We start from the raw sequence: 12611 nt of genomic DNA, 5'->3' as shown, positions 1-12611 counted from the left end.
GTGCGTACGCCAGGCACTGCTTTGCCGAAGGTCTCGCTGGCCTGCCCCACAGGGCCTGCCTCCGGGCGCCGGCTCAGACGAGCTGAGCAGTATGTCGACGGTCCGGCGAAGAGCTACTCCCCTTCTGCGCCGCCCATCGTACGCGACGCGCACCCGCCCGTGACCAGGGCCTTGTGGCCCGTCCGCCACCCCTGGGCGCGTGACGTGGGCCACATGGCCGCAACTCCCTCACCCCACCCCGTACATGACACGGCGCCAGAACTATTGAACTCCGCACCTGTTTGACGCGACCCTGTCACCAGTTGCACATCCACCGGCAACCCCGCCACGCAACCATGGCCGCCCCACCGGCCAACCACCCCCCACTCCTAGGGAGTTCGCATGTCAGCTGTCTACGCGCGTCGACACATCCGCCCCGCCTTCGCCGCCGCGGCCGTCGCCCTGGCCTCCGCCACGGCCCTCCTCACCGGCACCCCCGCCCAGGCCGCTCCCCCGGCGCCGGTCAGCGCCGCCACGGCCCGCACCTACCTCGCCGACCTCACTGTCAAGGCCGAGGGCTCCTCCGACGGCTACAGCCGTGACAAGTTCCCGCACTGGATCACCCAGTCCGGCGCCTGCAACACCCGCGAGGTCGTCCTCAAGCGCGACGGCACCAACGTCCAGCAGGACTCCAGCTGCGCCGCCACCTCCGGCACCTGGAAGTCCGCGTACGACGGCGCCACCTGGACCGTCGCGTCCGACCTCGACATCGACCACGTCGTACCGCTCTCCGAGGCCTGGAAGTCCGGCGCGAACAGCTGGACCACCGCGCAGCGCCAGGGCTTCGCCAACGACCTGACCCGGCCCCAGCTGATCGCCGTCACCGACAACGTCAACCAGGCCAAGGGCGACAAGGACCCCGCCAAGTGGCTCCCGCCCACCGCCTCGTACCACTGCTACTACGCCCGGATGTGGGTGGATGTGAAGCACTACTACAAGCTCAACGTGAACTCCGAGGAAAAGAGCGCCCTGTCCTCGATCCTCAACGGCTGCTGATCCAGGATTTCCGGCGGGCGCCGGGACGCCCGGCGGGAAATCCTGGAACCACGGCGTCGTCCTCCGTCGTTCCGTACCGTACGGGGGCGACGGAGGAGAGTGATCATCTGTGGCACGGCTGCGCCTTGGTCCACTGCTGAGGTACGTCGACGGGTCGGCGGCGACCGTCTGGGTCGAGGCCGACCGGCCCTGCACCGCCGAGGTGCGGTGCGCGGACGGCGCGCGCGGTTCGGCGCGCACCTTCCAGATCGCGGGCCACCACTACGCGCTCGTCCCGGTCACCGGGCTGACCCCGGGCACGACGACGGCGTACGAGGTGTGGCTCGGCGAGGGCGCGCGGGCCGCCGTCTGGCCGCTGCCCGACTCGCCCTTCCCCGCGAGCACCATCCGCACGCCGAGCGCCATCGGCACGCCGAGCACCATCCGCACGTCGGGCACCTTCCGCACACCGAGCACCACCCGCACGCCGAGCACCACCCCCACACCGTCGGAGACCGGCGACGACGGGCTGCGCGTCACCTTCGGCTCCTGCCGCTGGGCCGCGCCGCCCTCCGGCGAGGCCGACCCCGTGGGCCCGGACGCCCTTGACACCCTCGCCGCCCGCATCGCGGCCACGCCGGACGCCGAGCGCCCGGACGTCCTGGTGCTCCTGGGCGACCAGGTGTACGCGGACCAGACCTCGAAGGCGACCCAGCGCTGGCTCGCCGCCCGCCGGGACATCGCCGAGCCCCCGGGCCGTCAGGTCGCGGACTACGAGGAGTACACCCACCTGTACTACGAATCCTGGCTCGACCCCGAGGTCCGCTGGCTCCTGTCGACCGTGCCCAGCTGCATGATCTTCGACGACCACGACGTCATAGACGACTGGAACACCAGCGCGGCCTGGCTCGCCGAGATGCGGGCGACGCCTTGGTGGCGCGAGCGGGTCCTGAGCGGCCTGATGTCGTACTGGGTCCATCAGCACCTCGGCAATCTGCCGCCCGAGAAGCTGGCGGACGACAAGATCTACGCGTCGGTGTGCGCGGCCCCGGACGGCACGGACGCGCTGCGCGCCTTCGCCTCCACGGCCGACGCGGACCCGACCGCCGTCCGCTGGAGCTACCGGCGCGACTTCGGGCGCGTGCGCCTCCTGATGGTCGACACCCGGGCGGCCCGCGTCCTGGACGAGGGCGAGCGCGCCATGCTCGACGCCGACGAGGCCCGCTGGCTGCGCGAGCAGGCACTTCAGGACCCGGGTGGGTACGACCATCTCCTCATCGGCACCTCCCTGCCCTGGCTCCTCCCCCACCTCATCCATGACGCCGAGGGATGGAACGCCGCATTGTGCCGCGGTGAGCGTGGCGCCCGCTGGGCCCGTTTCGGCGAGAACGTGCGCAGACGCACGGACCTGGAGCACTGGGCGGCCTTCCCCGCCTCCTTCGAGGCGCTGACCGACCTGATAACGGAGGCGGGTTCGGGCCCGCGGGCCCCCGCGACGGTGTGCGTGCTCTCCGGCGACGTCCACCACGCCTACGTCGCCGAGCCGAGCTGGCCCGCGGGCGGCGGCCCCGAGGCCCGCGTCCTCCAGTTGACCTGCTCGCCCGTCCACAACTCCATCCCGGCGTCGATCAAGCTCGGCTTCCGCTTCGGCTGGAGCCGGGTGGGGCGCGCCCTCGGGCGACGGATCGCCCGGCACGCACGGGTGACGCAGGCGGGCATCGACTGGCGCAGGACGGGCGGGCCGTGGTTCGGCAACCAGCTCATGACCCTGACGCTGCGCGGGCGCTCGGCCCGGCTGCGGCTCGACCAGGCACGGGCGGTGCGGGGTGGCGAGGGCGCCGTACGCCTGGAGACGGCCGAGGAGAGGGAACTTTCGTGAGCCCCAGCCACCCCACCCCCACGTGACACAGCCCACACCCGGAAGCGCATCCTCCGGGCGGGGTTCGTCAGCGGGGTCTCCGGCGGCATGATGAGGCGCACTTCCCCAGCTCAGCGCCCTCTATGCCCCGGGAGCCACACTTTTGTCCGCACCCTCACCCGCACCCTCACCCGCAACCGCACCCTCACCCGCGCCCTCACCGCGCTCGTTCGCTCCGGGCTCGTCCGCTCTCGCGCTGGTCGGCGCGGGGCCCCGAGGCACCAGCGTGCTCGAACGGCTCTGCGCGTCGGCGGACGAGCTCCTCCCGGCCGGGAGCCGCCTGACGGTTCATGTCGTCGATCCCGCCCCGCCGGGCGCGGGCCGTGTCTGGCGGACGGCGCAGCCCGACGCGCTCCTGATGAACACCGTCGCCTCGCAGGTGACGCTCTTCACGGACGCGAGCGTCGACTGTTCGGGGCCGATACGTCCGGGGCCGAGCCTGTACGAATGGGCCGCCGCGGGGCACGTACCGGGGCTCGGGCCCGACGACTACCCGACCCGCGCCTGCTACGGCCGCTATCTGGAGTGGGTCTTCGCGGAAACGGTGCGCGACGCACCGGCCTCGGTCCACGTCCGGGTCCACGCCGCCCGCGCGGTGCGCCTCGACGAGACGGCCGACGGGTTGCAGTCCCTCGTACTGGACAACGGCCTCGAACTGTCCGGGCTCTCCGCGGTCGTCCTCGCACAGGGGCATCTGCCGACGGCCGTCGACCCCGCGCAGCGGCGCCTCTCCGACCACGCGGACCGGCACGGCCTGCGCCACTTCCCGCCCGCCAACCCGGCCGACCTGGACCTGTCCGTCATCGAGCCCGGCGAACGCGTGCTGCTGCGCGGTCTCGGCCTCAACTTCTTCGACCACATGGCGTTGCTGACGGACGGCCGCGGCGGCCGGTACGTCCGCACGTCCGACGGCACCCTGCGCTATGAGCCCTCGGGCCGGGAGCCGCGCCTGTACGCGGGATCGCGGCGCGGCGTCCCGTACCAGGCGCGCGGCGACAACGCGAAGGGCCCGTACGGGCGTCACGAGCCCGCCGTACTCACCGGCGACGTCGTGGCCCGCTTCCGCAAGCGCGCGGACAACGGCGAGGCCCCCGACTTCCTAGCCGAGATATGGCCGCTGATCGCGAAGGAGGTGGAGACGGTCTATTACGCGGCGCTGCTCGCGGAACGGGCCTGCGCCGCGCCGGACGCCCGGAACACCGGTGACCCTCGGGGCGCCGGTGACCGCCGAGACACGGGTGACCACCGGGACACGGGTGACCGCCCAGACGTGGACGACCGCCGGGACACAGGCGACTTCCAGGCCACGGGCGACTTCCGTGAGCGGTTTCTCGCCACGGCTCGTCGGAGCCCTCAAGAGGCCGCCGTTCTGGCGGAGTTCGGGATCGGGGACGCCGACCGATGGTCCTGGGACCGGCTCTCCCGGCCGCACCCGGCCCGCCCGTTCGCCTCCCCGCGCGAGCACCGCGCCTGGCTCCTCGACCGGCTGCGCGAGGACGCCGCGCAGGCCGCGCTCGGCAATGTCGCGGGCCCGCTGAAGGCCGCCCTCGACGTGCTGCGCGACCTGCGCAACGAACTCCGTCAGATCGTCGACCACGGCGGCCTTTCCGGTGCCTCGCGCCGTGATCACCTCGACCGCTGGTACACGCCGCTCAACGCCCTCCTCTCCATCGGCCCGCCGCGCCGCCGCGTCGAGGAGATGGTGGCGCTGATCGAGGCGGGGGTCCTTGAGGTGCTCGGCCCGCGCCTCGCCGTGCGGCCGGACGACGGGGCGTTCCTCGCGCACTCCCCCGATGTGCCGGACTCGACCGTGCGGACGACCACACTGATCGAGGCGCGACTGCCCGAGCCGGATGTGCGCCGCACCACCGACGCACTGCTCGGACGGCTCCTGACGGACGGCCGGTGCCGACCTCATGTGGTCGACGGCTACGAAACCGGAGGCGTGGATGTGACCCCGCGCCCCTACCACCTGATTGATCGTCAAGGCCGTGCGCAGGTCAGGAGGTTCGCCTTCGGAGTACCCACCGAAGGGGTCCACTGGGTGACCGCGGCCGGTGCCAGACCCGGCGTCGACTCGGTCACGCTGTCGGACGCGGACGCGGTGGCGCGGGCCGCGCTGCGCGTCGCCGCCGGAGCCGACGCCCCGTCGCCGGAGCCCGCGCCGAGCAGAAGCGGAATCTCCGGATGACCGAATGTTGAACTTGCAAGCACTAATTAGGTTGACCTAATCTTGGGCCTCCGCTCGGTTAACGTCCCCAACCGAAGGAGTCCCCCACCATGACTGGACGTCTCAACAGCGCCCAGCCCTACGCCCTGGGCCTGTTCCGCATAGTGATCGGCCTGCTCTTCGCCTGCCACGGAGCGGCGTCGCTCTTCGGCGTCCTCGGCGGAGCGGCCGGCGGCGGCACGATCGACGTCGGCACCTGGCCCGGCTGGTACGCCGCCGCCATCCAGCTCGTCGGCGGCGCCCTGGTCCTGCTGGGCCTCGGCACCCGCGCCGCCGCGTTCATCTCGTCCGGCTCGATGGCCTACGCCTACTTCAAGGTCCACCAGCCGGAGGCCCTCTGGCCCATGGAGAACGGCGGTGAGGCCGCGGCGATCTTCTGCTGGGCCATGCTGCTCCTCGTCTTCACCGGGCCCGGCGCGTTCGGCCTCGACCGCTTCTTCGCCTCGCGCGGTGCGGGCGCGGCGAACGACGAGGCCTCGAACTCGGACTCGAAGCACACGCCGGCCGTGGCCTGAGCGGCGGTCGCGCTGCGTGAGGCGGCGCCCCCTTCTTCGTAGTACGTATGCGTTCTTCGTGCGTACGAGGGAGGGGGCGCCGTCGGCCGTTCCGGCAGCGGCGTCTTTCAGGTGCCGGGCCGCTGGATTTCCGGCAGCGTCGCGAACGGCACCGTGAAGCACGCGACCCTGGCGCCAGCGCCGCCCGGCACGTCGTGCAGGACCACGGACGCGGCCTCGTGCGGCCGGAACCCCCAGTCGTGCCGCGCGCCCGCCGACCCGGAGCCGTCCGCTCCGGCGGTGAAGTCCAGCCACACCTCGTTGTCCGGGTTGACGTAGGCGGGGTCCTTCGAGGGTTGCACCGGGTCGACGCGGTGCTGGTAGTGGCCGCCGGCCGCCTCCGGTTCGGCGCCGCACGGCTTCTGGTGCACGTGCACGCCGTACGTGTGCCCCGGCTTCATCCCTCTGACCTTCAGCGTGACGGTCGTCCGGCCCTCGACGCCACGCCGACCGACGCCGCGCTGTCCGGCGTTGCGCTGTCCGGCGTTGCGCTGTCCGGCGTTGCGCTGTCCGATGCCGCGCTGCTCGACCTCGATCCAGGACGCCGCGGGGACCAGCTCCATGTCGTACGTCACCGCGGGCGAGGGGATGAACGCCGACGGCGGTGCGAACCGCGCCTCGGCCCGGACCTGGACGACTCCCGTGCCGCCGCCCGTACCGTCGCCGCTCGCGCGCGTCACACCGCCCGCGCCACTCGCACTGCCTGCGCCGCCCGCGGCGAGCAGCACCGCCGCCGCCACGGCACCGGCCACCACTCCTGTCACCATCGCCCGCTCCGTCCCTCGCCCCTCGTGTCTTCGGCCCTCGGCCTGGGTACTGACTCGTTCGTACGGGACTTCGGTGCCGTACGCCGCATCGAAGGAGGCAGCCGGGTGAACGTGACGTAGCGAACATCCAGGGCCCCAGTGGATCTCCCGCCGCTCACGCGGCGTACGCTGTACAGCTGTCATCAGGCCGCCCCTGCCGTCCTCCGCGCCACAACGGCAACGCGCTGCCGATCGGGGAGTAACGGGGAGTTGCGGTGCTTGAGAGTGTGGGGGCGTTGACCGGCAGTCCGTGGATTTACGCGGTCGTGGCCCTGTCCGTCCTGTTCGACGTCTTCGTGCCCGTGCTGCCGAGCGGCGTCATCGTGATCATGTCGGCGACGGCCGCGGCGGCTGCGGGAACCGGTGCCGGGCCCGTCCCGCATCCCGTGCCCGACATCATGGTGCTCATGCTCTGCGCGGCCACCGCCTCCGTCCTCGGCGACATGGCGGCCTTCCGCCTCGCCTGGCGCGGCGGCGAACGCCTCGACCGTGCCATCGCCCGTTCCCGGCGCCTGACCACCGCGCAAGAACGACTCGGCACGGCGCTCGCCCGCGGCGGCGGCGTCCTCGTCGTCATCGCGCGCTTCGCACCCGCCGGACGCTCGATCGTCTCCCTCGGCGCGGGCGCGGCCCACCGCAAGCTGCGCGAGTTCCTCCCGTGGTCCGCGCTGGCCGGCGTGGCCTGGGCCGGCTACAGCGTCGCCCTCGGCTACTTCGGCGCCCAGTGGCTGGGCGCGACCTGGCTGGCCACGGGCGTCTCCCTGCTCGCCCTGTTCGCGGCGGGCGCGGGCGCGGCGTTCCTGGTCCGCAGGCCCGCGGCGGCCGATGCGGCGGCGGGATGAAGCCCCGGCTGACAGTGGGCTGAACCGACGACGACCGGCCCGACGACAAGCCGGTCCTGGCGGACTGCCCAAGGAGCATGCCGCCCCGGCAAGAAGACGACGGGCGACCAACCGACCAGCGGTACGCCGCGCCACCAGTCGCCACCCCGGCGGTCGTAGGCCTGACCCCAGGGCCCTCCGCCCAGCCGTCCGCTAGGACACCCGCGTTCCGCGTACTTCCAGTCCGGCGAGCAGCTCTGCCGTCGCCTCGGCCACGGCGTCGACGGCACGGTCGAAGACCTCGCGGTTGTGCGCGGCCGGGGCGCGGAACCCCGACACCTTGCGCACGTACTGCAGCGCGGCGGCCCGAATCTCGTCCTCGGTGGCGTCCTCGGGGATGGCGGGCGGGCGGAGCGTCTTGATGCTTCGGCACATGCCTCCAGCTTGCCACCGGCGCGGGCCCTGCGGCGGCCCGCGCGCAGCAACCCCCGCATCCCCGCATCCCGGCGTCCCGTCTCCGCCCGTTTCGCTCGCACACGTAATTCGAACAGGAGTACCATTACGCCGTGCCTGCCACTCCAGCCCATGACTTCCCGAGCGACCTCCTCGCCGGCCAGGAGGAACTGCACCAGGTCCGCTCCGTGCTCCTGGCGCTGCTCAAACGCCTGCCCTGGTCGGTGGAGCCCCTCGACGGCTTCAGCGACACCGGCGGCTGGCGCAAGGTGGAACGCCCCGCCTCGCCGGGCTGGACCCAGGAGGAGCAGGCGGAGGTCGAGCAATTGCGGGCAAGAGAGCGCGAGTTGGCGGTTTTCGTGACCTGTCACGACTACTGGGAGCAGGTCGCGGGCCCGGACGCCGTCGCCGCGAGGGCCAGCCTCAAGCACGTACACGACGAGCCGGACGACTCGCTCCCCGCGAGCCATTGACAGCCGCAGACAGCGGGCGTTGACTCCCTACCGACCGCGCGAGAGCCCCCTTCGAGCCACGGAGGTGCAGCCATGAACGTCCTGATAGTCGTCGCGATCCTGGCCCTCGTCGGCCTGGGCTTCAGCCAGCCCGTGCTGTGGCTGGTCGCGGCCGCGCTCGCCTTCTACCTGGCGCGCTCCTACGAGGGCGGCTCGGCCACCAAGAAGGGCAGCTCCACGGGCGGCGGTGGCGCCGGTGCTAGTGGCGGCGGTGGAGGCGGCGCGGGTGGTGGTGGAGGAGGCGGATACCCCGCGACGTACCGCGACTACCGCCTCCGCAAGGAACGCCAGGAACGCTGGGACCGCCGCTACCGCAGGACGCACCCCGGATCCGGCCGCTGAGACCGGCGCGCCGGTGGCCGAATGCCGGAAGCCGCCAGGGGCGGCGATGACTCCGGACAATATGCAGGTCAATATGCAGGTCGTCCCCATGCAGGTCGTCCCATGAGGACGAACAAGTCCCGTACCGCGTCGGCGGTACGGGACTTGTTCGCTTGCCCGCCGTCAGCCGCCGCCCAGGAGGCCGCCGAGGAGGCCTTGCACCTGAGTGAGCAGACCACCGAGCAGGTTGTTGTTGTTGCCTGCGGGGGCGGGGGATGCGGGAGAGAGAGGTGCCGGAGGTGCGGGGTCGGCAGACGTCGCGGGCACGGCGGGCGCCACGGCGGCGGGGGCGGCAGGCGCCCCCGGAGCTTCGTCGGCGTGGGCACCGGCAACGCCTATGACGAGCAGGCCCGTTGTGAGTGTGGCGACAGCGGTGGCGCGCGCCGTGGCTCGCCGGAGAGGCTTGGTGATCGGCATGAAGTTTGTCCTCCGTGGGTGCCGGCGGGAGGCGGCGCGGGAGAGTGAAGAATTCCGAGCGTCACCTCGATGGGCAGCGTGTGTGCTGCTAGTGCCGTTCGAACGGCACTGCCGAGTCTCCTGGCCCCACTTGGGAGGCGCGAGCGGGGCCAAGCATTCAGGTGAGTCCACGGCGGGCACGGTCGCACGACGGCACGGCGCGGCCCGTCGGCATCTTGACCGGTACCACCTTGCACCACCTGACCGAGCGCATGCACGTGACCTTGTGGACGACTTCCGCGTTAGCGATCTTGCCGGGTCATCCGGCCAGTACCTATTTCCGCAAGGAGTCTCAATGAAGCCCATGGTCAAGATCGGCCTCGCCGCTACCGCCGCCTGCACCGCGGCGCTCGGCGCAGGCGGAATCGCCGCCGCCGACGCCGGCAGCAGCGGCGCCGCACAGAACTCCCCCGGCGTGATCTCCGGCAACATCGCCCAGGTCCCGATCCACATCCCGGTCAACGTCTGCGGCAACAGCATCGACGTCATCGGCCTGCTCAACCCGACGTTCGGCAACCCCTGCGTCAACGACTGACCTCACGGCACCCCGCACCGTGAGACACCGTGCCGGCCTTCAGGGGCAGTGAGCACAAAAGGGCCCCGTACCGATCACGGTACGGGGCTCCATTGCTGGTAAGACCCGGTGGGCGCGGACGGTTTCGAACCGCCGACATCCTCCTTGCAAGGGAGGGTTTACCGGCTTGGCGTCCTGCTGTGGGGTGCCAGGTCGGGCGGGTAGGCGCCCAGGGCACAGGGTGATCCGTCGATCCTCGATCTCAGTTGCGTGCCACGGCGGCCCCGAGTGCCGGGCTCGCCCATACCCCCGCCTACCTCCGTGCCGTAGCACCCTGGATCCATCAGCACGCCGACAGTCGTGCACCCACCCGCCGGTTCTGGTGGCCGGCGGGTGACGGAGCGAGGGGCAGATGCTCGGCCCTGCGCACGACGACGCTGATCTCCTGGAGTTCCTGCGCCGGGCGGGCTACCGGTGCACCACCGCAACCATGCCGCTGCTCGAGTGTGCGGCGCTGCGCGGCGATGTCGAGGGCCCGCTCTACCCGCCCGGCCGAGCCCGCGGCGACGACCTCGATGCGCCGCTCCTCCCGCTCAGGCAGCGCGGCGAACGGGCCGGCCGCCCGCGTCACCCGCACCAACAACCACAGCGCCGCATACGGGGCCGCATGGCGCCCGCGGTACTTCCACCGCCGAGGGTCGAGGGCGTCCGCCCGCGCAAAGGCGCCGATGGCGCGGGCGGTGAGCGCGGAGCCGATGGTGAGGCCGGCGCCCCGGGCGCGGACGGCGCTGGCCTCAGGGCGAGCCAGGGCCCGCGGGCCCGCAGGGTGAGCAGGGTCCTGCTGGCGAGCGTGGCCCCGCAGGCGAGCGTGGTCCTGCCGGGCCATCGTGCCCGGATGGGTACAGCCTCCAGGCGCCGTCCGGCGATCCCGATGCGCTCGTGTGCCGCCGAGACGGGGCCCCACCGCCTGACCGCGACGAGCCCGCGCCGCAGGCCGCCCTCGATCCGCAGCGCCGCCAGTACTGACACGACCCCCTTCCCGCCTTCGAGCGGGAAGGGGGCCCTTCGTCATGCCCTGTCGGCCAGTTGCCCCGCGGCAGCGAGGGCGATGTCCCAGGGGTATGCCTTCGGGCTCCCTGACCCGGGGGGATTGGGCGCGAACCCACCCTCGCCGTAGAGGACCGTGACGCCCTGCTCTCGAAGTTCCGCCACGCTCTTCTCGAACCGGCGATGCCGGACGTAGGCCGCGTTTACACACGGCATCGTCACGCTGGGGATGCCCTTGCCGATGCCCTCTGCGACGACGCCGACCACGAAGTTGTGAGTGAGCCCTAGAGCCCAAGAGTTGAGGCTGTTAAACGTGGCTGGCGCGAAGAGGATTACATCGGCCTTCGGCCAGACGTCAGGCTCCCCGGGGAGCTTGTACTCGCTGCGGACCGGGTGCCCGGTGAGCGCGGCCAGGCCGTCGAGGCTCTCGCCGATCCAGCGGGCCGCAGTCGGGGTCAAGCCGAGGCAGACGTCCCAGCCGTCGGCCTGCGCGGTCTCGATCACCTTGGCCACATCGAAGATGGGCGGCGCTGCCGAACCGAACAGGTACAGGGTCCGTGAGGTCGTCATGTCCTCATCCCACCCCGCGCGGCCGAGCACACGCAACTGCCCCCGACCCAGGTGGATCGGGGGCAGAAGCCGGACCTGCGCCATCGAGCGCGAGTACCGTTCCAAGTGGTGAGCCAGGAACGGAGTTCCAGTATGCCCAGAGACGACCACCCCGGGGCCCGGATCGCGAAGTACCGCAAGTTGGCTGGATACACCCAGAGCGGCCTAGCGCTGGAGATCGGCTACTCGTACAGCCTGCTCCACCAAGTCGAAGGTGGCTACAAGGCGGCGAGTCCGGCCTTCACTGCTGCGTGTGCTCGGGCCTTGCGCGTCGACGTCACCGCCCTGACAGGACAGCCGTACATGACCGAACTCCAGCAGGATCGCCTCGCCGAGCTGATCCGCCCCATCCGCGAATCACTCGACCTGTACGACCTCGGCGCCGATCCCGACGTCGCGACGCGCGAGCCCCCCCAACTTGTGGCTGCGGCGGACACTCTGTGCGAACTGGTTCGGGCGACGCACCTCAACAAGGCCGCGCAGCAGTTGCCTGGACTGATCGCCGAACTGACGACCGCGGCCTACCGCAACCCGTCCACGGAACTGTGGGCCGCCCTCGGCTCCACCTACCGCACTGCCCACGACGTGACGGTCAAGCTCGGCTTCTACGACCTCTCCACCATCGCTCTGGACCGCATGGACTGGGCCGCAGAGCGCGCCTCTGACCCGGTGCTCGCTGCGGTGCGGCAGTACATGCGGGGGCTCGTCTACCACCGCGAGGGTGAGCACACCATCGGGCTTCGCCTCGTGGACGCTGGCCACCGCCTGCTCAATTCGATCGGGGAGACGCCCGAGTCGCTGGCTGTAGCTGGGCAATTGCACCTCGGCGCCACCGTCATCGCGGCGCGCGCTCGTGACGAGGCTGCAGTGAAGACCCACCTGTGGGAGGCCAAGCAGATCGCCAACCGTGCTGGCGATGTCGAGCACGTGCACTGGCTGTCCTTCGGACCGACGAACTGGGCCGCGCACGAGCTGTCCGCGCTCACTGAGATGGGTCGCTACGGGAAGGCTGTGGAGAAGGCGAAGAAGCTGCGCGTGCCCAACTCATGGCCGACCTCCCGCCGTGCGCACGTTCTGATCGACCGAGGCCGCTGTGAGATGGAGATCGGCCGCCCTGACGCGGCACTCGCTTCGATCGCCGAGGCCCGCAAGCTGGCCCCGCAGCAGACCCGATACCACCCTGGGGCACGGGCGACGATCGAAGGCCTCGTGCACCAGCAGCGCCGAACCCCAGATGCCCTGGGGCACCTGTCTGCCTGGCTCGGCCTGTGACAGCTGTCACTGAAGAGTGACAGT

Annotated in this window: 14 protein-coding genes; 9 read left to right on the top strand and 5 right to left on the bottom strand. The window is 71.6% G+C overall.

Features of this window, described 5'->3' with window-relative positions; genetic code table 11:
* Positions 1–381 precede the first annotated feature (381 nt).
* From AC07DI_RS20475 to AC07DI_RS20460, 4 genes are all read left to right on the top strand, one after another.
* Complete coding sequence (locus AC07DI_RS20475) at positions 382–1035, top strand: HNH endonuclease family protein (RefSeq protein WP_384259589.1); 654 nt, start codon at positions 382–384, stop codon at positions 1033–1035.
* Positions 1036–1144: 109 nt separating this feature from the next.
* Positions 1145–2893 (top strand): alkaline phosphatase D family protein, encoded by a 1749-nt coding sequence (locus tag AC07DI_RS20470; RefSeq protein WP_478905502.1) that lies wholly within the window; start codon positions 1145–1147, stop codon positions 2891–2893.
* A gap of 235 nt (positions 2894–3128) precedes the next feature.
* Positions 3129–5123 carry an FAD/NAD(P)-binding protein gene (locus tag AC07DI_RS20465; RefSeq protein WP_478905562.1) on the top strand — a complete coding sequence of 665 codons (1995 nt, stop codon included), beginning with the start codon at positions 3129–3131 and terminating at the stop codon, positions 5121–5123.
* 89 nt (positions 5124–5212) lie between these two features.
* Positions 5213–5677, top strand: a complete 465-nt coding sequence (locus tag AC07DI_RS20460; RefSeq protein WP_478905501.1) for a DoxX family protein — start codon at positions 5213–5215, stop codon at positions 5675–5677.
* A 107-nt stretch (positions 5678–5784) separates the two neighbouring features.
* On the opposite strand, the gene AC07DI_RS20455 is transcribed toward AC07DI_RS20460, so the two are convergent.
* Positions 5785–6483 carry a superoxide dismutase family protein gene (locus AC07DI_RS20455; RefSeq protein WP_478905500.1) on the bottom strand — a complete coding sequence of 233 codons (699 nt, stop codon included), beginning with the start codon at positions 6481–6483 and terminating at the stop codon, positions 5785–5787.
* A 254-nt stretch (positions 6484–6737) separates the two neighbouring features.
* Here AC07DI_RS20455 and AC07DI_RS20450 point away from each other — a divergent pair, with 254 nt between their 5' ends.
* Positions 6738–7364, top strand: a complete 627-nt coding sequence (locus AC07DI_RS20450; protein WP_384259599.1) for a DedA family protein — start codon at positions 6738–6740, stop codon at positions 7362–7364.
* Between the two features lie 192 nt (positions 7365–7556).
* Here AC07DI_RS20450 and AC07DI_RS20445 read toward each other — a convergent pair whose 3' ends face one another.
* Positions 7557–7778, bottom strand: coding sequence for a DUF2277 domain-containing protein (locus AC07DI_RS20445; RefSeq protein WP_384259601.1), 222 nt, complete (start codon positions 7776–7778; stop codon positions 7557–7559).
* Positions 7779–7909: 131 nt separating this feature from the next.
* On the opposite strand from AC07DI_RS20445, the gene AC07DI_RS20440 reads away from it, so the two are divergent.
* Positions 7910–8269, top strand: coding sequence for a hypothetical protein (locus tag AC07DI_RS20440; protein WP_478905498.1), 360 nt, complete (start codon positions 7910–7912; stop codon positions 8267–8269).
* A 72-nt stretch (positions 8270–8341) separates the two neighbouring features.
* On the top strand, positions 8342–8650 hold the full coding sequence (locus tag AC07DI_RS20435) for a hypothetical protein (protein WP_478905497.1): 309 nt from the start codon (positions 8342–8344) through the stop codon (positions 8648–8650).
* Positions 8651–8812: 162 nt separating this feature from the next.
* Here AC07DI_RS20435 and AC07DI_RS20430 read toward each other — a convergent pair whose 3' ends face one another.
* A complete protein-coding gene (locus AC07DI_RS20430) occupies positions 8813–9106 on the bottom strand; it encodes a hypothetical protein (RefSeq protein WP_478905495.1) in 294 nt (97 codons plus the stop codon).
* A gap of 343 nt (positions 9107–9449) precedes the next feature.
* On the opposite strand from AC07DI_RS20430, the gene AC07DI_RS20425 reads away from it, so the two are divergent.
* Positions 9450–9680 (top strand): chaplin, encoded by a 231-nt coding sequence (locus AC07DI_RS20425; protein WP_478905561.1) that lies wholly within the window; start codon positions 9450–9452, stop codon positions 9678–9680.
* A gap of 322 nt (positions 9681–10002) precedes the next feature.
* On the opposite strand, the gene AC07DI_RS20420 is transcribed toward AC07DI_RS20425, so the two are convergent.
* Together AC07DI_RS20420 and AC07DI_RS20415 are read right to left on the bottom strand one after the other, a co-directional pair.
* Entirely contained in the window at positions 10003–10545 is a 543-nt protein-coding gene (locus tag AC07DI_RS20420; RefSeq protein ID WP_478905494.1) for a hypothetical protein, read from the bottom strand.
* A gap of 182 nt (positions 10546–10727) precedes the next feature.
* On the bottom strand, positions 10728–11276 hold the full coding sequence (locus AC07DI_RS20415) for a flavoprotein (RefSeq protein ID WP_384259616.1): 549 nt from the start codon (positions 11274–11276) through the stop codon (positions 10728–10730).
* 132 nt (positions 11277–11408) lie between these two features.
* Between AC07DI_RS20415 and AC07DI_RS20410 the strand changes: the two genes are divergently transcribed.
* Entirely contained in the window at positions 11409–12587 is a 1179-nt protein-coding gene (locus tag AC07DI_RS20410) for a helix-turn-helix domain-containing protein (protein ID WP_478905493.1), read from the top strand.
* Positions 12588–12611: the final 24 nt, after the last annotated feature.

This window comes from Streptomyces sp. NPDC044106, from assembly GCF_056433985.1.
Note: the sequence above shows the minus strand (reverse complement) of the source record. Positions and strands in the feature narration are given on the sequence as shown.

What these genes read in the sequence shown, in the direction of transcription:
- AC07DI_RS20460 (WP_478905501.1), top strand. Translation starts at nt 5,213, where the DNA reads ATGACTGGACGTCTCAACAGCGCCCAGCCCTACGCCCTGGGCCTGTTC.
- AC07DI_RS20420 (WP_478905494.1), bottom strand. Translation starts at nt 10,545, where the DNA reads ATGGCCCGGCAGGACCACGCTCGCCTGCGGGGCCACGCTCGCCAGCAG.
- AC07DI_RS20430 (WP_478905495.1), bottom strand. Translation starts at nt 9,106, where the DNA reads ATGCCGATCACCAAGCCTCTCCGGCGAGCCACGGCGCGCGCCACCGCT.
- AC07DI_RS20455 (WP_478905500.1), bottom strand. Translation starts at nt 6,483, where the DNA reads ATGGTGACAGGAGTGGTGGCCGGTGCCGTGGCGGCGGCGGTGCTGCTC.
- AC07DI_RS20475 (WP_384259589.1), top strand. Translation starts at nt 382, where the DNA reads ATGTCAGCTGTCTACGCGCGTCGACACATCCGCCCCGCCTTCGCCGCC.
- AC07DI_RS20425 (WP_478905561.1), top strand. Translation starts at nt 9,450, where the DNA reads ATGGTCAAGATCGGCCTCGCCGCTACCGCCGCCTGCACCGCGGCGCTC.
- AC07DI_RS20435 (WP_478905497.1), top strand. Translation starts at nt 8,342, where the DNA reads ATGAACGTCCTGATAGTCGTCGCGATCCTGGCCCTCGTCGGCCTGGGC.
- AC07DI_RS20415 (WP_384259616.1), bottom strand. Translation starts at nt 11,276, where the DNA reads ATGACGACCTCACGGACCCTGTACCTGTTCGGTTCGGCAGCGCCGCCC.
- AC07DI_RS20445 (WP_384259601.1), bottom strand. Translation starts at nt 7,778, where the DNA reads ATGTGCCGAAGCATCAAGACGCTCCGCCCGCCCGCCATCCCCGAGGAC.
- AC07DI_RS20410 (WP_478905493.1), top strand. Translation starts at nt 11,409, where the DNA reads ATGCCCAGAGACGACCACCCCGGGGCCCGGATCGCGAAGTACCGCAAG.